The following is a 20487-nucleotide window of genomic DNA, read 5'->3' as shown; positions in this document are numbered from 1 at the left end:
CTCGGAAGCTTAAGGCGTAATCTCCGGCCGTTCAATCTTTGTTCTCATCATGACGCCTGCGCCTGACAAGACACCCGGCTTCTGTCGCGACTGCCTTGCTGAGCAGAAGGGCGAGGCGCGCCGTTGCGTTTCCTGCGGCAGCCCGCGCCTCGTGCGCCATCGCGAACTCTACGCGCTGACGCTCGCCCATATCGATTGCGACGCCTTTTACGCAGCCGTCGAGAAACGCGACAATCCCGAGCTTGCCGACAAGCCTGTCATTATCGGCGGCGGCAAACGCGGCGTGGTTTCCACCGCCTGCTATATCGCCCGTATTCACGGCGTGCGTTCGGCCATGCCGATGTTCAAGGCGCTGGAGGCATGCCCTCAAGCGATCGTCATCCGCCCCGACATGGAGAAATATGTCCGGGTCGGACGGCAGGTGCGCGCCATGATGCAGGATCTGACGCCGCTGGTGCAGCCGCTATCGATCGATGAGGCCTTCCTGGAGCTCGGCGGCACCGAGAGGCTGCATCACGATCCGCCGGCGCGCACGCTGGCCAAATTTGCCCGTCGCATCGAAAGAGAGATCGGCATCACCGTTTCGGTCGGGCTTTCCTATTGCAAATTTCTCGCCAAGGTCGCCTCCGATCTGCAGAAGCCGCGCGGCTTTTCGGTCATCGGCCGAGAGGAAGCGGTCGAGTTCCTGGCACCGCGTCCCGTCACCACGATCTGGGGCGTCGGCAAGGCCTTTGCGGCGACGCTGGAAGCGGACGGCATCCGCACCATCAGCCAGTTGCAGCAGATGGAGGAAAACGACCTGATGCGCCGCTACGGCAGCATCGGCCAGCGGCTCGCACGGCTGTCGCGCGGCGTCGACGACCGCGAAGTGCATCTCAATGATGCGGCCAAGAGCGTTTCGTCCGAGACAACTTTCTTCGATGACATCTCGCGTTACGATGATCTTGTGCCGATCCTGCGCAACCTCTCCGAGAAGGTCTCCTGGCGGCTGAAGAAAAACGGCATTGCCGGCCAGACCGTGGTCTTGAAGATGAAGACCGCCGATTTCAAATCGCGCACCCGCAACCGCAAGCTCGAAGACCCGACCCAGCTTGCCGACAGGATCTTCCGCACCGGGCTCGAGCTTCTCGAAAAAGAGACTGACGGTACGAAGTTCCGCCTGCTCGGCATCGGCGTCACCGATCTCGGCGATGCCGGCCGCGCCGATCCGCCCGATCTCATCGACCAGCAATCAGGGCGGCGAGCGGCTGCCGAAGCGGCGATGGACAAGCTGCGCGACAAGTTCGGCAATAAGACGGTCGAGACCGGCTACACCTTCGGCAACGGCAAGCGCGATCACTAGCGCATAACCCCGAAAATCGGAATCGATTTTCGGAAAGGATTATGCGCAGATTCAAAGTGATAGAGCGTCCTTAGCGCGTCTGAAGACGAGCGGCGCTCTAACGCGTGAAACCTGCGGGTGATCCAGCCTATAAAATCTTCGTTAAACTTCGTCCCATAATGTGCCGGGCAAGTATTGCGTATGGTTGGGTATCATGTTCTCGCGTCTCGTCTTCGGCCTCGGCTTGCTGTCGGCCACCGCACTCGTGCACCCCGCTCTTGCCGCGGATGCGCGCACGCTGCAGATCATCGTCTCGAAGGACAAGCAGTCGCTTGCGGTCTATGATGGCACCGAGGTCGTCGCGACCTCGAAGGTCTCGACCGGCAAGGACGGCCACACGACGCCGAGCGGCATATTTTCGGTGCTGGAAAAGCAGAAATACCACGAATCCAATCTCTATTCCAACGCCCCCATGCCGTTCATGCAACGGCTGACCTGGTCCGGCATCGCGCTGCACGAATCCAATTCGGTGCCGCGTTATCCGGCCTCGCATGGCTGCGTGCGCATGCCCGGCACCTTCGCAAAAATGCTCTATGGGATGACCGACCGCGGTGTCCCCGTCATTATCAGCGACGGTGAACTGGCGCCGCAACCGATCGACCATCCGACGCTTTTCCATCCGGATGCACCGGCGGCGATGCCGCTGCTTTCGGATGTCGAGTTGCGGCCCTCCATGCCCGACGGCCTCGGGGAGCCGGTACAGGTGGCGATGAACGACACGGCTGCGATGCCGATGCCGGCCGTGCCGCCGATTGCAGCGCCCGAACCCGAGCCGCCGTCCGAGCCGATCAGCATGCTCGTTACGCGACGGACACTGCGCGAGACGGTGATCGGCATCCAGACCCTGCTAAACCAGCTCGGCTTTTCCGCCGGCAATCCGGACGGCTTGCTCGGTCCGTCGACCGTGCAGGCGATCAAGGCTTTCAAGACATTGCGGCCGACGGAATTCGCCGCCGACAGGAACCTGGTCTCAGACACGCTCCTCAGGGAAGTCTATGCCGCGGCAGGCAAGGGCGAGCCGCCGAACGGCGTCATCATGGTGCGGCAGGCTTTCAAGCCCCTCTTCGAAGCGCCGGTGACGATCGCCGATCCGGGACTGGCGCTTGGCACGCATTTCTTCACGTTGCATGCCGTCGATGCAAAGGCCGGCACGGCGGACTGGCTCAGCATCACGCTTGAGAACAATCTCTCCCGCGAAACGATGAAGCGGCTCGGCATCACCAATCAGGAAAGCTCGATCATCACAGGCAAACCGATCGCCCGTTCGCTCAGCCGGATTACCATCCCCGACGAGACCCGCCGCAAGATCGACGCCCTCATCGCGCCGGGCTCGACGCTGACGATCTCCGATACCGGCCTCGGCCGGGAGACCGGCGAAGGCACGGATTTCATCACCATCACCCGCGGATGATCAGACAAGCTCGACGTCTACGACGCCGGGGGCGGCGCGAAGGGCGGCGGCAATCTCCGGCGTGATGCGGTATTTCTCCGACAGCGCCACTTCCACCTCGCGTTTGCCATCCTCCTTGATGACGATGAAGGAGACGAGGCCGTCACCCTTGGCGTTCAGATGGCCGGCGACCATCCTCAGCGGTCCGGAATCGCGGACATAGACGCGCAGCGCCTTCTGCATCTGCAGCGACTTTTCCTCCAGCGACTGGATCGTCTGGATGCGCAGGCCGATGCCCTCCGGCCGCTCCTCGCCCGTCGCGGTCAGCACGAAAGATTTTCCCGACTCGAGCACATCGCGATACTGGTTCAGCATTTCCGAAAACAGCACCGCTTCGAACTGGCCTGAAGAATCCGAAAAGACGATGATGCCCATCTTGTTGCCGGTGCGAGTCTTGCGCTCCTGCTTCGAGATGACGGTACCAGCAAGGCGCGCATTGGCCGCGCCCTGTTTGATGGCGGCGGAAAATTCGGCAAAGGTCTGCACCCGCATCTTCTGCAGGATGTTGTTGTAGGAATCGAGCGGGTGGGCTGTCAGATAAAAGCCCAGCACCTGGAATTCCTTGAGCAGTCGCTCGGAGGGGAGCCAGGGGGAGAACGGCGGCAGGGAGATCTTCTCGGGCCCCGACGTCAGCGTACTGCCGAAAATGTCCGACTGGCCGCTCAGCTTGTTCTCCTGGGCGCGTTGGGCATAACCGAGAACTCGGTCGAGGCCGGCTGCCAGCTGGGCGCGGTCCATGTCGAAACAATCGAAGGCGCCGGCATAGATCAGGCTTTCAAGCACGCGACGATTGACCTGACGCGGATCGATGCGCAGGCAGAAATCCTCAATGCTGGCAAAGGGCTGGTCGCCGCGCACCTCGACGATATGGTCGACGGCGGATTCGCCGACACCCTTGAGGGCGGCGAGCGCGTAATAGATGCGGTTGTCGCCGGTCTCAAAATGGCGGAAGGAGGTCTGCACCGAGGGTGCGATCACCTCGATGCCGAGGCGCTTGGCATCCTGACGGAAATCATTGACCTTTTCCGTGTTGGACATGTCGAGCGTCATTGAGGCGGCAAGGAATTCGACCGGGTAATGCGCCTTCATATAGGCCGTCTGGTAGGAGACGATGGCATAGGCGGCGGCATGCGACTTGTTGAAGCCGTAATTGGCGAACTTCGCCAGCAGTTCGAAGATATTGTCGGCCTGCGGCTTCGATACACCATTCTTGACAGCGCCAACGACGAAACGTTCGCGCTGCTGGTCCATCTCGGCCTTGATCTTCTTACCCATGGCGCGGCGCAGAAGGTCGGCTTCGCCCAGCGAATAGCCAGACAGCACCTGGGCGATCTGCATCACCTGTTCCTGATAGACGATGACGCCTTGTGTTTCCTTGAGCAGGTGGTCGATCATCGGATGGATCGATTCCAGCTCTTCGTCGCCGTGCTTGCGGGCATTGTAGGTCGGGATGTTCTCCATCGGGCCGGGACGGTAGAGCGCCACCAGCGCGATGATGTCCTCGATGCAGTCCGGCTTCATGCCGATCAACGCCTTGCGCATGCCGGCACTTTCCACCTGGAACACGCCGACCGTCTCGCCGCGCGACAGCATCTCGTAGGTCTTCTTATCGTCGAGAGGAATGGCTGCGAGATCGACCTTGACGCCGAGCTTGGCGACGAAATCGACCGCGACCTTCAGCACGGTCAGCGTCTTCAGGCCAAGGAAGTCGAACTTGACGAGGCCCGCCTGCTCCACCCATTTCATGTTGAACTGGGTGACCGGCATGTCCGAACGCGGATCGCGATACATCGGCACCAGCTTAGAAAGCGGCCTGTCGCCGATGACGATACCGGCGGCGTGAGTCGAGGCGTGGCGGTAAAGCCCCTCGATCTTCTGGGCGATGTCGAGCAGGCGCGCGACCACCGGTTCTTTCGCCGCCTCCTCCTGCAGCTTCGGCTCCTCCTCGATCGCCTTGGACAGCGGCGTCGGATTGGCGGGATTGTTCGGCACGAGTTTGCAGATCTTGTCGACCTGGCCATAGGGCATTTCCAGCACGCGGCCGACGTCGCGAAGGGCGGCGCGCGCTTGCAGCGAACCGAAGGTGATGATCTGCGCCACCTGCTCGCGACCATACTTGGCCTGGACGTAGCGGATCACCTCTTCGCGGCGGTCCTGGCAGAAATCGATGTCGAAGTCGGGCATCGAGACGCGTTCCGGATTGAGGAAGCGCTCGAAGAGCAGCGAAAAACGCAAGGGATCGACGTCGGTGATCGTCAATGCATAGGCGACCAGCGAACCGGCGCCCGAACCGCGGCCGGGACCGACCGGAATGTCATGCTGCTTGGCCCATTTGATGAAGTCGGCAACGATCAGGAAGTAGCCGGGGAAACGCATGCGCTCGATGACGCTGAGTTCGAAATCCAGCCGTTCGCGATAATCCTTTTCCTCGTAACCCGGCGACATGCCGAGCGTTGCAAGCCGCATGTCCAGTCCTTCGACCGCCTGGCGGCGCAGCTCGCTCGCCTCGGCGCGTTCGGCCTCCTCGGCATCGTCGGTCGCACCGGTGAAGCGTGGCAGGATCGGCTTTCGCGTCTTCAGCGCGAAGGAGCAGCGCGTGGCAATCTCGATCGTATTTTCCAGTGCTTCCGGCAGGTCGGCGAAAAGCTTGACCATCTCGGCCCGGCTCTTCAGATAGTGATCCGGCGTCAGGCGAAAGCGGCTGTCGTCGGAGACGATGGCGTTGTGCGCGACCGCCATCAGCGCATCATGGGCGTCGTAATCGTCGCGTGTGGGAAAGAAGGCCTCGTTGGTCGCAACCAGCGGCAGGTCGTGGGCGTAGGCGAGCCCGATAATCTTCTGCTCGTGCCGCTTGTCGTAAGTGCCGTGCCGTTGCAGCTCGACATAGAGCCTGTCGCCGAAGAGACGCTTCAGCGTGAGCAGCCGGACTTCCGCCTGAGCGGGATGGCCTTCCTTGATCGCCACGTCAACCGGCCCGGTCAAGGCGCCGCTCAATGCGATCAGTCCTTCCGTGCCTGCCTCCTCCAGCCAGGAGGCGCTGATATGAACAGCCTGGTTGCTCTCGCCGCCAAGATAGGCCCGGCTGACGAGATCGACCAGGCGTTCGTAACCGGCATCCGTCGCGGCAAGAAGAACGATCGACGGCAGCTTGACCAGGGCCTGCTGGCCGCCGCGCTTTTCCGTTTCCAACCCGTCTCCCATATCGATCGAGACCTGGCAGCCGATGATCGGCTGCAGGCCGTCTTCCATCGCCTTCTGGGAGAATTCGAGGGCGACGAACAGATTGTTGGTGTCGGTAATCGCAATCGCCGGCTGGCTGTCGCTGGTCGCCTTGTAGAGGATCTTCTTCAGCGGCAGTGCGCCCTCGAGAAGCGAATAGGCGGAATGGACCCTCAGGTGGATGAAACCTGGCGTGCCGCCGGTCGCCTCACCCGTTGAACCCTTTGCTGTACCCGCCATGACATGCCTTCCCAATCACCCGAATGAATCGGACGCATTGTCGGCATAGAGGGCGATGATGTCCAGAAGAAGTCCCGCGTCCGGACCGCATGACTACCATGCGATCCCCTGAAAAGTTTAGAGCGCAATCACGATGAGCGAGAAGCTGGCAACGAACATTGCGATGGAGGTGAATGCTGCGATATCACGGATCATGTCAGTCATCGGGCTCTCCTTTACTCGTTATGTTTTCAATTTGTTCCATGTATGTTCTGTTGTCAACAGGAATCTTTTCCTTCTTTCTTGTGTTCGAAAATCCCAGGAAATAGGCGACGAATCGGCTAAGGTCCGGCGCTCGATGTGATCGGCAGCAGCCTTGCCCCTTTCCCGATCCGCCGCAGATTGGTCATGGTGCTCAGGCAGCAGACCTCCTCAGGGCGGCTCTTTATTTCTCACCTATGTTCCCTTTTTGTTCTTTACATGCCGCGGCATATTTGCCAGCATCGGGCCGAGAGGAGAATGACATGCTCGACATTGCGAGGCTGAACGAATTCCTCGTGGAGGCGAAGGCTGCGACCTATGTCGGCGGCGGCGTGGCGCGCGCGCCCTGTCGGCCGGGTGCCCACGATATCGGTTACGAACGCGGCGACTGGCGCTATCTCGACAGCTATTTCGGCGGGACCGATTTCGCCGGACAGGAAGTGGTGTGGCTTGCCGACGAGCCCGTCTGGGCGATGAATTATTTCGGCTGCGTCATTGCGCCTGAGCTCATCGACGGCACAGCAGCCGGAGCAGTGATCAAGGCTGCACTTTCGGCGATGTACCGCGAGGGCCGGTTTCTTGGCGGGATGGAATTCGACCATCCGTTCGGCAGCTATATCGACAGCAGCGAAGGCGGCTGCGAGCGGTTCGTCGGCCACGAATGCATCATGGTCGATGGCCAGAAGGCCTATCAACTCGACTATCGCGGCGGATTGATCATCCCTTGATCTGATCTGGGACTCAGAAATCGACAATCTTGCCGTCCGAAATCGTCACGCGTCGATCCATGCGGCGGGCGAGCTCGTGATTGTGGGTGGCGATGAGGGCAGCAAGGCCGGACTGGCGCACCAGCGCTTCCAGCGCGTCGAAGACGTAGCTTGCCGTTTCGGGGTCAAGATTGCCGGTTGGCTCGTCGGCAAGAAGCAGAGTCGGCGCATTGGCGACGGCGCGGGCAATTGCGACGCGCTGCTGCTCGCCGCCGGAAAGCTCGCCGGGGCGATGCGAGCCACGATGGCCGATGCGCATATAATCGAGAAGCTGGCCGGCCCGCTCTCCGGCTTCCTTCCAGGAAAGCCCGGCGATCAGCTGCGGCATCATGATATTTTCGAGCGCCGAGAATTCCGGCAGCAGATGGTGGAACTGGTAGACAAAGCCGATTTCGCTGCGGCGGATGGCGGTGCGTTTCTCATCGCTCAGGCCGTCACAGGCATGGCCGTTGATGTTGACCTCACCGCCGTCCGGATGCTCCAGCAGGCCGGCGATATGCAGCAGTGTCGACTTGCCGGTGCCGGAAGGGGCGACGAGAGCGACAATCTCCCCCTTCGATATCGAAAAATCGGCGCCCTTCAGGATCGAGAGCAGCGTACCGCCCTGCCCGTAATGGCGCTCGACGCCGGTAAGCTGGAGAACGACGTTGCGTTTCATGAAGGCGGCATTCCTTATTCGTAGCGCAGGGCCTGCACCGGATCGAGCTTGGAGGCACGCCAGGCGGGGAAGATGGTCGCGATGAAGGAGAGCGTCAGCGCCATGACGACGATCGAGATCGTTTCGCTCAGATCCATCTCGGCCGGCAGCTGGCTGAGGAAATAGACCTGCGGATTGAAGAGCACGGTGCCGGAGATCCAGGAGAAGAACTGGCGGACGGATTCGATGTTGACGCAGACGAGAACGCCGAGCAGCACACCGGCAATGGTGCCGACGATGCCGATCGCCGCCCCGGTCATGAAAAAGATGCGCATGATCGCGCCGGCGCTGGCGCCCATGGTGCGCAGGATGGCGATATCGCTGCCCTTGTCCTTCACCAGCATGATGAGGCCGGAGATGATGTTCAGCGCCGCGACAAGCACGATCAGAGTCAGGATCATGAACATGACGTTGCGCTCGACCTGCAGCGCCGAGAAGAAGGTCTGGTTGCGCTGGCGCCAGTCGGTGATGGCGATCTGGCGGCCGGCCGCTTCCTCCACCTTGGGCCTCAGATCGTCGATATCGTCGGGATTGTCGACGAAGAGCTCGATCGACTGCACCAGCCCCTCGGCATTGAAATAGAGCTGCGCTTCCTCGAGCGGCATGAAGATGATCGAGGAGTCATATTCCGACATGCCGATCTCGAAGAGGCCGGAGATCTTGTAGGATTTGATGCGAGGGCTGACGCCCATCGGCGTAATGTCGCCATCTGGTGACGTCAGCGTAATGAGATCGCCAACGCGCAGACCGAGCTGGTCGGCCATGCGGGTGCCGATCAGCACGCCGTCGCCGGAGGCATACCCCACCATATCGCCTGATTTGATGTTGTCGGAGACCGTCTTGAGCTTGGTCAGATCCTCGGCGCGGGCGCCGCGCACCAGAGCGCCGGTGCTGCCGCCGGCCTGGGCGGAGGCGAGCACCTGGCCTTCCACTAGCGGTAGCGCCATCTTGACGCCCGGTACGGCGGCGAGCTTGCTGCTGAGGACAGGATAATCGGTGAAGGGGCCGTCGACCGGCTGGACGATCATGTGGCCGTTGATGCCGAGGATGCGCGAGACGAGCTCGGTACGGAAGCCGTTCATCACGGCCATGACGATGATCAGCGTCGCAACGCCGAGCATGATGCCGACAAAGGAGAAGCCGGCGATGACCGATATGAAGGCTTCCTTGCGGCGCGCGCGCAGATAACGCCACGCCACGAGGCGTTCAAAGGTGGAAAATGGCTTGCCAGCCGGACCCAAGCCGGATTTCGAACTCCGGTCCACTGCTGCCTCTGCCATTTCGCCTCCGTTTCCTTAAGCTACGAACCGATTGATCGCCGCTTCGATGGTCATCGTTTCGCGGGCGCCGGTCTTGCGGTCCTTCACTTCCACTTCGCCATTTGCGACCGCGCGCGGGCCGGCGATGATCTGGACGGGCACACCGATCAGGTCGGCGGTCGCGAATTTCGTGCCGGCCCGGTCGTCTGTATCGTCATAGAGCACATCCTTGCCGGCCTTGATCAGCGCGGCATAGATCAGCTCGCAGGTATCGTCACAGGCCTGATCGCCCGCCTTCATGTTGATCACAACGATATCGAAGGGTGCGACCGATGCCGGCCAGATGATTCCGTTATCATCATGCGATGCTTCGATGATGGCGGGAACAAGGCGTGTCGGGCCGATACCGTAGGAACCCATGTGAACGAAGTGTTCTTTGCCATCAGGTCCCTGCACTTTCGCGCCCATCGGCTCGGAATATTTCGTGCCGAAATAGAAGATGTGGCCGACCTCGATGCCGCGCGCCGACAGGCGGTCGCCTTCCGGAACGGCGTTGAAAGCCGCCTCGTCGTGCATTTCCGAGGTCGCCGCATAGAGCGAGGTCCATTTGCCGAAGATCGCCTGCAGGCCCTCGACACTGTCGAAATCGGTGTGTTCGCCAGGAATATCGAAATCGACGAAATCCTTGTGGCAGAAGACTTCGGATTCGCCGGTATCGGCGAGGATAATGAATTCATGGCTGAGCTTGCCGCCGATCGGGCCGGTGTCGGCGCGCATCGGAATGGCGCGCAGGCCGAGCCGGTCGAAAGTTCTGAGATAGGCGGCGAACATCTTGTTATAGGAATGCTCCGCCGCTTCGCGCGTCAGATCGAAGGAATAGGCATCCTTCATCATGAATTCACGCGAGCGCATGGTGCCGAAGCGCGGACGGATCTCATCACGGAACTTCAGCTGGATATGATAGAGATTGAGCGGCAGGTCCTTGTAGGACTTGACGGAGGAGCGGAAAATATCCGTCACCATCTCCTCGTTGGTGGGACCGTAGAGCATCGGCCGGTCCTGACGGTCCTTGATGCGCAGCATCTCCTTACCGTAGGCGTCGTAACGGCCGCTTTCCTGCCAGAGTTCGGCCGACTGCAAGGTCGGCATCGACAGCTCGATGGCGCCGGCGCGGTTCTGCTCGTCGCGGATAATGGCGTTGACCTTGTCGAGCACGCGCTTGCCGAGCGGGAGCCAGGAATAAATGCCCTGCGACTGCTGGCGGATCATGCCGGCGCGCAGCATCAGCCGGTGGGAGACGATTTCCGCCTCCTTGGGGTTTTCCTTAAGGATGGGCATGAAAAAACGGGACAGACGCATGGCGGATTCCGGAGCAGTTGAGATCCCGCAGCGGGCGGAATCGAAAGACCATTGTTAATGTCGGGAGCGTTCATAGCCGCTTCGCGGCAGGAAGGAAACCCGCAACGGATGCCGGCAACCTCCCGGAAGCGCATGTTCGCACCCGCAAAATGAAAGGGCATGAAAAAGCGCGTGTTTATAAGGACTTGAACGAAAATCTTGTCAACAGAAAAATTTTGCTAGAGTGTAGCAAAAATGCAAAAAAAGCAGATGACAAAGCCCAATGTTTGAGCTAGTTTTAGCTCACAAAACAGGCAGGAAGTTAAATTCTTGCCGAATTCGCGGTCAAGTCTTGGGAGGATCAGATCTTAGGCGCGCTCGTCGCAGCCCCGGCAACGGTTACAGATCACGCGATACTTAAAACAAGGCTTTTAGCCTTGTTTTTTTTTGGCTTTTCGGCCTCCATCTCATCCAAAAATCCGGCCGACTTCCGTTAGGGGATGACCCTCATTCCGTTACGAGAGCTCTTTGCCGCAACAGTATGACGCTGGTATGACGAAGTTCGCTTTCAATAGGTTTACATCTGCTCAAAGTTTGAGCAAAAGCCACGCTCAATAGAAGCTGGGGCCGAGTTGCGGCAGGGCATCGAAGCCCCAACCGAAATAGGTGTCGCAGACATACCAGAGGCCGTAGACCAGAGCCGAAATCAGCGTCGTCAGCGAAAACACGAAGACGGCGCGAAACCGGGTGGGCGCGCTCGGGACGGTGCCGAGCACGACGTCGTTGTCATCCGCCTGGGTGCGCAGGCCGATCGGCAGAACGGCAAAGAGCGTCATCCACCAGATGATGAAGTAGACGGCAAATCCCTGAAGAAAGATCTGGAGCATTATGGTTCCCGTTGGTGTCGCGTCCTTATACGGCGGAATGGCGACCAACTCAAAACAAACGAAAGGTTTGACCGTCTTCGGGTCACTCTGCCGCAGCAGGGCTCAGGCCTGTTCGAGTTCGATCAGCGTGCCGAAGAAATCCTTGGGGTGCAGAAAGAGCACCGGCTTGCCGTGCGCGCCGGTCTTCGGCTGGCCGTCGCCAAGCACCCTTGCGCCCGCCTCGACCAGCCGGTCACGGGCGAGAAGGATATCGTCCACCTCGTAGCAGATATGGTGCATGCCGCCGGACGGGTTCTTTTCGAGGAAGGTTGCGATCGGCGAGGTAGCTCCGAGCGGCTGCAGCAATTCGACCTTGGTGTTCGGCAATTCGACGAAGACGACGGTGACGCCGTGCTCCGGCAGAGCCTGCGGCTGCGATACGGCAGCGCCCAGCGTATCGCGATAGGCCGCAGTCGCCGCAGCCAGATCCGGCACGGCGATGGCGATATGGTTGACCCGGCCGAGCATTGTCAGACCTTGGTGACGAAGGCGGTGACAAGAGGTTTCTTGCCCCAGGTGTTGTTCGCGGCCGAGCGGATGGCGCGGCGTACCGCTTCCTGCAACATGTCAATATCCTTGCGGCGGGCGCGCGGGATGCTCTCGATGGCGCTGACCGCCGCGTCGAAGAGCGTATCCTCCATATCCTCGCCCTCGTCATCGTAGGTCGGCAGGCCGATCGAAATGAGGTCGGGTTCGCCAACGATGTCATAGCGGGCGTCGAGCACGACGTTAACGGCGACATGGCCGACATAGGAGAGCTTCTTGCGCTCGCCGATACCCATCTCGTCGAAATCGCCGATCAGCGCGCCGTCCTTATAAATCCGGCCATGCGGCGCCTCGCCGATCACCTCGACGGGACCGGGCGCCAGCCGCAGGATGTCGCCGTTGCGCACCCGCGGCACCAGCGCAATGCCGGATTGCTCGGCAAGTTCCTTGTGGGCCGTCAGATGTATCGCCTCGCCATGCACCGGCACGACGATCTTAGGCCGTGTCCATTCATACATCCGCTGCAACTCGTTGCGGCGCGGATGGCCGGAAACGTGGACCAATGCCTCTGTATCCGTGATGATGTGCACACCCTGCTCGACGAGGCCGTTCTTGATGTCCTGGATCGCCTTCTCGTTGCCGGGAATGGCCCGCGAGGAAAAGACGACGATATCGCCGGCCGCAAAGGCCACATTGCGCATCTCGTCGCGCGAGAGCTTGGCAAGGGCTGCCCGCGCCTCGCCCTGGCTGCCGGTCAGGATGACGACGACCTTGTCGCGCGGGATGTAGCCGTATTCATCCTCCGAGATGAAGGGCTTCACGCCCTCCATCAGGCCGATATCCTGGGCAACGTCGACGACGCGCTTCAGCGAACTGCCGAGCAGCAGCACTTCGCGGCCGGCCGCCTCGGCAGCCTCGGCAACGGTGCGGATACGCCCGACATTCGACGAGAAGGTGGTGATCGCCACCCTGCCCTCGGCATTCTCGATGATCTTGCGCAGGCTTTCGGACACATCCTTCTCGGAGGGCGAAACACCGTCGCGCAGCGCATTGGTGGAATCGCACATCAGCGCCAGCACGCCCTCGTCGCCGAGCTGGCGGAAACGTGTCTCGTCGGTCAGAGGCCCGAGCGAAGGCTCGTGGTCGATCTTCCAGTCGCCGGTATGGATAACATTGCCAACCGGCGTGCGGATCATCAGCGACATCGGCTCGGGTATCGAATGGTTGACGGCGACGCCTTCGATGCTGAAGGGGCCGACATTGATCGTATCGCCGGCCTTGAACGGCGTCACTGGCACTTCGCCGATCTTAGCCTTCTCAAAATTGCGCTTGGCTTCGAGCAGACCGGCGGTAAAACCCGAGGCATAGACCGGGACGTTGAGGCCGGGCCAAAGGTCGGCGAGCGCACCATAATGGTCTTCATGCGCATGGGTGATGATAATCGCCTTGAGGTTCTTTCGTTCGCTGGCGAGGAAGCGGATATCGGGCAATACGAGGTCGACGCCCGGCAAGTCAGGCCCCGGAAAAGTGACGCCGCAATCGACCATGATCCACTGGCGATGCTCGGGCGGGCCGTAGCCGTAGAGAGCGAGATTCATGCCAATCTCACCGACACCGCCCAGAGGCAGGAATACCAGTTCGTCCTGTTTCGCCATAATTTTTGTTTTTTCCGCTATCCAAAAAACACATCACCGGCAGCAATGGGCATTATCCTGCCAGCGCCGGTATCGAGCATCAACAAGCCATTATCATCAATTCCGGCGAATTGTCCGGAAATCGATCGGTCCGGCAAATTCACCGTAATCTTTTCGCCGATGCCGCAGGCAATCGCGCGCCAGAGCGCCGTGATCTCGCCAATGCCGCGGCCCTTGTCCCATATTTCAAGCACTTCCGCCGTGGCGGCGAAGAGATGCGCGAAGAGTTCCTCCGGTGACGCCGCACTCCCCTGCTGACGCAGGCAGGTGACGGGGTAGAGCGGATTGTCCGGCATGACCGAGATATTGATGCCGATGCCGACGATCAGCGCGTAACGGCCGTCCGGCAGCCCCTCGCCTTCGACGAGAATGCCGCAGGTCTTCTTTCGACCGATGAGGATATCGTTCGGCCATTTGACCTCGAGCGGCTCGGCGCCCAGTGGCAGCACCCTGCGGATCGCCTGGTGCACGGCAACGGCGATCGCCAGCGGCAGCGAGCCCAGGCGCTCCATCGGCGCTGGATCGATCAGGAGAAGAGAAGCGTAGAGATTGCCGCGTTCGGAAACCCAGAGCCTGCCGCGGCGGCCGCGGCCGCCCGTCTGCCTCTCGGCGGTCACCCAGAGATTGCCGCCATCGCCCGCCCGAGCCCGGGCGAGGCACTCGCTGTTGGTAGACGATGTTTCCGACAGAGCCTCGTGCCTGAAATCGCCGAGCGATATCCGGCGCCGTCCGTCGGAAGCCATCAAAAGAGCGTCGCGGCGGCAAGCTCTGCAGCGCCGCCGATCGGGCCGCCGATGAGGACATAGGCAGTGACGAACAGACCGGAGAGACCGAAGACCAGACGCAGCGCTCCGGAGACACGGGCGAATTCGCCGGTCGCCTCATCGAACCACATCAGCTTGATGACACGCAGATAGTAGTAGGCGCCGACGACCGAGGCGAGAACGCCGATGATGGCAAGCGCATAGAGCTTGGCCTCGATGGCGGCAACGAAGACGAAGTACTTCGCGAAGAAGCCGGCGAGCGGCGGGATGCCGGCAAGCGAGAACATCAGCGCTGTCAGCACCACGGCCATGAACGGGTTGGTTGTGGAGAGACCGGCGAGATCGTCGACATTTTCGACGACGGTGCCGTCCTTGCGGCGCATCGACATGATGATCGCAAAGGTGCCGAGCGTCATGACCATATAGATGACCATGTAAAGCATGACGCCGGTCACGCCGGTCTGGTTGCCGGCGGCAAGACCGACCAGCGCATAACCCATGTGGCCGATCGAGGAATAGGCCATCAGTCGCTTGATGTTCTTCTGGCCGATCGCAGCAAACGAGCCGAGCAGCATAGAGGCGATCGAGATGAAGACGACGACCTGCTGCCAGTCCGCCAGAACCGGCTGGAAGGCGGTGATGACGATGCGGGTCATCATCGCCATGGCGGCAACTTTGGGCGCTGCGGCCAGGAAGGCGGTGACCGGTGTCGGCGCGCCTTCATAAACATCCGGCGTCCACATGTGGAAGGGAACGGCCGAGATCTTGAAGGCGATGCCGGCGAGGATGAAGACCAGGCCGAAGATCAGGCCGAGCGAACGCGCGCCCTCGACGGACAGCGCCTGGGCGATTTCGGAGAAGTGGGTGTGGCCGGTAAAGCCGTAGACCAGCGACATGCCATAGAGCAGCATGCCGGAGGAAAGCGCGCCGAGGACGAAATATTTCAGGCCGGCTTCGGTCGACTTCAGGCTGTCGCGGTTGATCGCGGCGACGACGTAGAGCGCCAATGATTGCAGCTCCAGCGCCAGATAGAGCGAGATCAGGTCGTTGGCCGAGATCATCAGCAGGATGCCGAGGGTCGCAAGCACCAGGAGAACCGGGAACTCGAACTTGTCGAGCTGATTTTCTCTGGCGTGGCCGATCGACATGAAGATGGCGACCAGCGAACCGATCAGCGCCACCAGCTTCATGAACCGTGAGAAGCCGTCCGCCATGTAGACCCCGCCATAGGCAAGGCCTTCTGCGGGCACGAAGAGCAACCACAGGCCCGAGGCCAGCAGCAGGACGATGGCGAGGCCGGTGACGAGAAGGCCCGACCGCTCGCCGGAGAAGACGCCGACCATCAACAGGACAAGGGCGCCGACCGCGAGGATGAGCTCCGGCGCGGAAAGATGCAGACTGAGGAGAATTGTTTCAGCGGTCATGTCCAATAAGTCCCGTCATCATTTCATAGACAGCGCAACATTCTGCGCTGCGTGCACGGCGGCCGTGTAGTTGTTGACCAGCAGATCCACCGAGGCGGCTGTCGCATCGAAGACCGGAGCAGGATAAACGCCGAAGAAGATAGTCAGCGCGACCAGCGGGTAGAGGATCAGCTGCTCGCGCGGTGAAAGATCGAGCAGCGCCTTCAGCTTTTCCTTTTCCAGCGCACCGAAGATCACCCGGCGATAAAGCCAGAGCGCGTAGGCGGCCGAGAGGATGACGCCGGTGGCGGCAAAGAGCGCTACCCAGGTATTGACCCGGAAGACACCGATCAGCGTCAGGAATTCGCCGACGAAGCCCGACGTGCCGGGAAGCCCGACATTGGCCATGGTGAAGACCATCATCGCCACGGCATATTTCGGCATATTGTTGACCAGGCCGCCATAGGCGTTGATCTCGCGGGTGTGGGTGCGGTCGTAGACGACGCCGACGCAGAGGAAGAGCGCGCCGGAGATGATGCCGTGCGAGAGCATCTGGAAGATCGAGCCTTGGACGCCCTGCATGTTGGCGGCAAAGATGCCCATGGTCACGTAGCCCATGTGGGCCACGGAGGAATAGGCGATCAGCTTCTTGATATCGTCCTGCATCATCGCCACCAGAGAAGTGTAGATGATGGCGATGACGGACATGGCAAAGACGAGCGGCGCGAAATAATCGGACGCGACCGGGAACATGCCGAGCGAGAAACGGATGAGACCGTAGCCGCCGAGCTTCAAAAGCACGCCGGCCAGGATCACCGAGCCAGCCGTCGGCGCCTGAACGTGGGCATCGGGAAGCCAGGTATGGACGGGCCACATCGGCATCTTCACCGCGAAGGAGGCGAAGAAGGCAAGCCATAACCAGGTCTGCAGCGCCGGCGGGAACTTGTAGGCGAGCAGTGCGGTAATATCGGTCGTGCCGGCCTGCCAGTACATCGCCATGATGGCGAGCAGCATCAGCACCGAGCCGAGCAGCGTATAGAGGAAGAACTTGTAGCTCGCATAGACGCGGTCCTTGCCGCCCCAGACGCCGATGATCAGGAACATCGGAATAAGGCCCGCCTCGAAGAAGACGTAGAAGAGCACGATATCGAGCGAGACGAAGACGCCAATCATCATCGTTTCGAGGATGAGGAAGGCGATCATGTATTCCTTCAGGCGCTTCTCGATCGAGAGCCAGCTCGCCAGCACACAGAAGGGCATGAGGAAGGTCGACAGGATGACGAACAGCATCGAGATGCCGTCGACGCCGACGTGATAGCCGATGCCGGTGCCGAGCCAGTTATGCTTCTCGACCATCTGGAAGCCGGGATTGGCATTGTCGAAGCCGATCCAGATTACGAGCGAGACGACGAAGGTGAAGACGGTGGTGATCAGCGAGATCCACAGCACGTTCTTCCGGCCGGTTTCGCTCTCGCCGTTCATCAGCAGCAGGAGCACCACGCCGACGAGCGGCAGGAAGGTGACCGTTGAAAGAATAGGCCAATCGGTCATCAGAAGGAACTCCCGAGCATCATCCAGGTAACGAGCGCCGCAATGCCGATCAGCATGGCGAAGGCGTAGTGATAGAGGTAACCGGTCTGCAAGCGGACCACGCGATCGGTGACGGCGACGACGCGAGCGGCGACTCCGTTCGGGCCGTAGGTGTCGATGACGCCGACATCACCTTTCTTCCACAGGAAGCGGCCGAGTGCCTTGGCGGAGCGGACGAAGAGGAAGTCGTAGAGTTCGTCGAAGTACCACTTGTTCAACAGGAACTGGTAGAGCACGCGGTGCTGCTGCGCGAGGATGCGCGGCGTCTGCGGCGAGCGGATATACATGTACCAGGCAGTGACGAAGCCGAGAACCATGGCGATGAAGGGGCTCAAAGCCACGAGCGCCGGCACATGGTGGAACTCTTCGACGAGTTCGTTCTCGGCGCCGGTAAAGAGCGCACCCTTCCAGAACTCGGCATATTCCTCGCCGTAGAACCGGCCTTCGAAGAAGTAGCCGGCGAAAACTGCACCAACCGCGAGGAGATAAAGCGGCACCAGCATGACCTGCGGCGACTCGTGGACGTGGTGCATCACCTCGTGCGAAGCTCGCGGCTTGCCGAAGAAGGTCATGAAGATCAAGCGCCAGGAATAGAAGCTCGTAAAGAGAGCCGCGATGACCAGCAACGCGAAGGCAAAGCCGGAGACCGGCGAATGCGAAGCATAGGTCGCCTCGATGATCACGTCCTTGGAGAAGAAGCCGGCAAGACCGAACGGCGTGAAGGGAATGCCGACGCCGGTGATTGCCAGCGTGCCGACAATCATCATACGGAACGTCCACTTAATATGCGGCCGCAGGCCGCCCATGTAGCGCATGTCCTGCTCGCCATCGACGGCATGGATGACCGAGCCGGCGCAGAGGAAGAGCAGCGCCTTGAAGAAGGCGTGCGTGAAGAGATGGAAGATCGCCGCGCCATAGGCCCCTACCCCGAGCGCCACGAACATGTAGCCGAGCTGCGAACAGGTGGAATAGGCGATGACGCGCTTGATATCGTTCTGCACGAGGCCGACGGTTGCTGCGAAGAAGGCGGTGATCGCGCCGATCACGGTAACGACAACCAGCGCATCCGGTGACAGTTCAAAGAGCGGCGACATGCGGGCGACGAGGAAGACGCCGGCGGTGACCATGGTCGCGGCATGGATAAGGGCCGAGACCGGGGTCGGGCCTTCCATGGCGTCCGGCAGCCAGGTGTGCAGCAGGAACTGCGCCGACTTGCCCATCGCGCCCATGAAGAGCAGCAGGCAGATGCCGGTCAGCGCGTGCGCCTTGTCGAGCTGCATGCCGAAGAGATTGAGGATCACCTCGCCCGCTTCGCCGCCGCCTTCATGCGGGGTGAAGTTCGAGGCATTGGCGAAGATCGTGTCGAGGTTGATCGAGCCGAACAGCACGAAGACGCCGGCAATGCCCAGCACGAAACCGAAGTCGCCGACGCGGTTGACGATGAAGGCCTTCATCGCCGCGGCCGTCGCCGAGGGCTTCTTGAACCAGAAGCCGATCAGCAGATAGGAGGCGAGACCGACACCTTCCCAGCCGAAGAACATCTGGGCAAGGTTGTCAGCGGTCACCAGCATCAGCATGGCGAAGGTGAAGAGCGAGAGATAGGCGAAGAAGCGCGGGCGATGCGGATCGGTATGCATGTAGCCGATCGAATAGACGTGCACCAGCGTCGACACCGTGTTGACGACGATCAGCATGACTGATGTCAGCGTATCCACGCGCAGCGACCAGGAGACGTCGATGCCGCCGGACTGGATCCAGCGCAGCACCTCGACCTTGATCGGACCGCCTTCGGCATGGCCCATGCCGACGGTGAAGAAGACGACCCAGGACAGGATGGCGGCGATGATCATCAGGCCGCTGGTGACATATTCCGAAGCCTTGGCGCCGATTGCGCGGCCGAAAAGGCCGGCGACGATCGCACCGATCAAGGGAAGAAAGACGATAGCCTTATAGAGGAACATGAGCCACTCAGCCCTTCATCATATTGACGTCTTCGACCGCGATCGAGCCGCGGTTGCGGTAGAAGACAACGAGAATTGCAAGACCGATCGCCGCTTCGGCAGCCGCGACCGTCAGGATGAACAGCGCGAAGACCTGGCCGACGATGTCGTTCAGGAAGGAGGAGAAGGCGACCATGTTGATGTTGACGGCAAGCAGGATCAGTTCGATCGACATCAGGATGACGATGACGTTCTTCCGATTCAGGAAGATACCGAAGACGCCGAGCGTGAAGAGGATGGCGCTGACCGTCAGGTAGTGGGAAAGTCCGATGACCATGTTCTTTGTTCCTTGACCTGCCTTAGACGCCCTGCCCGGGCTTGACCGACACCACCTCGACGGCGGTGGCGGGCGTGCGGGCAACCTGCCTGGGAATATTCTGCCGCTTGATGTTGGTGCGGTGTCTCAACGTCAGCACGATCGCGCCGATCATGGCGACCAGGAGCACCAGACCGGCGATCTGGAAGAAATAGACGTAGTTGGTATAGAGCACGTCGCCGAGGGCGGCCGTATTGGTGCGCTCGCTCAGCGCCGGGATCGGCATGGCGACTGACTTGGCGATCTCAGGCGAGATGACGCTGCCGCCGATGACGACGATCAGTTCGGCTGCGAGGATCACCCCGATCAGCCCGCCGATCGGCGCATATTCGAGAACGCCGGCCCTCAGTTCGGTGAAGTCGATATCGAGCATCATCACCACGAAGAGGAAGAGGACGGCGACGGCGCCGACATAGACGACAAGCAGGATCATCGCCAGGAATTCGGCACCGAGCAGCAGGAAGAGGCCGGCCGCATTGAAGAACACCACGATCAGGAAGAGAACCGAGTGAACCGGGTTCTTCGCCCAGATGACCATGAACGCCGACGCCACCGCGACAAAGGCGAAAAGATAGAAAAATAGAGCCTGCAGACCCATGTTGGTGCCTTTTTCATCTTCCCCCGGGCAGCCGGGAGTTTCCCTGCCCGATGGAGCTCTCCCTGGCGTTAACCGGAAAAGCTCCTGTGCATATTGACCGCGACAGGAGCAACAGCGCT

Annotated in this window: 16 protein-coding genes; 3 read left to right on the top strand and 13 right to left on the bottom strand. The window is 60.8% G+C overall.

Annotation, left to right across the window (positions count from 1 at the left end):
* The first annotated feature begins 49 nt into the window (after positions 1-49).
* A complete protein-coding gene (locus RlegSU303_RS07235) occupies positions 50-1342 on the top strand; it encodes a DNA polymerase IV (protein ID WP_017959956.1) in 1293 nt (430 codons plus the stop codon).
* Positions 1343-1535: 193 nt separating this feature from the next.
* On the top strand, positions 1536-2792 hold the full coding sequence (locus RlegSU303_RS07230) for a L,D-transpeptidase family protein (protein WP_017959955.1): 1257 nt from the start codon (positions 1536-1538) through the stop codon (positions 2790-2792).
* On the opposite strand, the gene dnaE is transcribed toward RlegSU303_RS07230, so the two are convergent.
* Positions 2793-6290, bottom strand: coding sequence for a DNA polymerase III subunit alpha (gene dnaE, locus RlegSU303_RS07225; protein WP_017959954.1), 3498 nt, complete (start codon positions 6288-6290; stop codon positions 2793-2795).
* A gap of 503 nt (positions 6291-6793) precedes the next feature.
* Here dnaE and RlegSU303_RS07220 point away from each other — a divergent pair.
* Positions 6794-7258, top strand: coding sequence for a DUF5680 domain-containing protein (locus tag RlegSU303_RS07220; protein WP_231283611.1), 465 nt, complete (start codon positions 6794-6796; stop codon positions 7256-7258).
* Between the two features lie 13 nt (positions 7259-7271).
* Here RlegSU303_RS07220 and RlegSU303_RS07215 read toward each other — a convergent pair whose 3' ends face one another.
* The 12 genes from RlegSU303_RS07215 to RlegSU303_RS07160 form a co-directional block, all read right to left on the bottom strand.
* Positions 7272-7955, bottom strand: a complete 684-nt coding sequence (locus RlegSU303_RS07215) for an ABC transporter ATP-binding protein (protein WP_017959951.1) — start codon at positions 7953-7955, stop codon at positions 7272-7274.
* Between the two features lie 14 nt (positions 7956-7969).
* A complete protein-coding gene (locus RlegSU303_RS07210; RefSeq protein ID WP_017959950.1) occupies positions 7970-9274 on the bottom strand; it encodes a lipoprotein-releasing ABC transporter permease subunit in 1305 nt (434 codons plus the stop codon).
* A gap of 15 nt (positions 9275-9289) precedes the next feature.
* Positions 9290-10612: a proline--tRNA ligase gene (proS, locus tag RlegSU303_RS07205; protein WP_231283610.1), complete on the bottom strand. Its 1323-nt coding sequence runs from the start codon at positions 10610-10612 to the stop codon at positions 9290-9292.
* A gap of 590 nt (positions 10613-11202) precedes the next feature.
* Positions 11203-11478 carry a DUF1467 family protein gene (locus tag RlegSU303_RS07200; protein WP_017959948.1) on the bottom strand — a complete coding sequence of 92 codons (276 nt, stop codon included), beginning with the start codon at positions 11476-11478 and terminating at the stop codon, positions 11203-11205.
* A gap of 102 nt (positions 11479-11580) precedes the next feature.
* Positions 11581-11985, bottom strand: a complete 405-nt coding sequence (mce, locus tag RlegSU303_RS07195) for a methylmalonyl-CoA epimerase (RefSeq protein ID WP_017959947.1) — start codon at positions 11983-11985, stop codon at positions 11581-11583.
* Positions 11986-11987: 2 nt separating this feature from the next.
* Complete coding sequence (locus RlegSU303_RS07190) at positions 11988-13658, bottom strand: ribonuclease J (RefSeq protein ID WP_017959946.1); 1671 nt, start codon at positions 13656-13658, stop codon at positions 11988-11990.
* Positions 13659-13675: 17 nt separating this feature from the next.
* Positions 13676-14440 carry a biotin--[acetyl-CoA-carboxylase] ligase gene (locus RlegSU303_RS07185; RefSeq protein ID WP_017959945.1) on the bottom strand — a complete coding sequence of 255 codons (765 nt, stop codon included), beginning with the start codon at positions 14438-14440 and terminating at the stop codon, positions 13676-13678.
* Positions 14440-15885, bottom strand: a complete 1446-nt coding sequence (nuoN, locus tag RlegSU303_RS07180; RefSeq protein ID WP_003547394.1) for an NADH-quinone oxidoreductase subunit NuoN — start codon at positions 15883-15885, stop codon at positions 14440-14442. The genes RlegSU303_RS07185 and nuoN overlap by 1 nt, the downstream gene beginning before the upstream one ends.
* A gap of 18 nt (positions 15886-15903) precedes the next feature.
* Positions 15904-17415: an NADH-quinone oxidoreductase subunit M gene (locus RlegSU303_RS07175; protein ID WP_231283609.1), complete on the bottom strand. Its 1512-nt coding sequence runs from the start codon at positions 17413-17415 to the stop codon at positions 15904-15906.
* A complete protein-coding gene (nuoL, locus tag RlegSU303_RS07170) occupies positions 17415-19415 on the bottom strand; it encodes an NADH-quinone oxidoreductase subunit L (protein ID WP_131719649.1) in 2001 nt (666 codons plus the stop codon). The genes RlegSU303_RS07175 and nuoL overlap by 1 nt, the downstream gene beginning before the upstream one ends.
* Positions 19416-19422: 7 nt before the next feature.
* Positions 19423-19731: an NADH-quinone oxidoreductase subunit NuoK gene (nuoK, locus tag RlegSU303_RS07165; RefSeq protein WP_003547388.1), complete on the bottom strand. Its 309-nt coding sequence runs from the start codon at positions 19729-19731 to the stop codon at positions 19423-19425.
* A gap of 22 nt (positions 19732-19753) precedes the next feature.
* A complete protein-coding gene (locus RlegSU303_RS07160) occupies positions 19754-20368 on the bottom strand; it encodes an NADH-quinone oxidoreductase subunit J (protein ID WP_131708347.1) in 615 nt (204 codons plus the stop codon).
* Positions 20369-20487: the final 119 nt, after the last annotated feature.

It is taken from the genome of Rhizobium sp. SU303 (assembly GCF_021052345.1).
Taxonomy (GTDB): domain Bacteria; phylum Pseudomonadota; class Alphaproteobacteria; order Rhizobiales; family Rhizobiaceae; genus Rhizobium; species Rhizobium laguerreae.
This window is presented reverse-complemented; position numbering and strand designations above follow the sequence as displayed.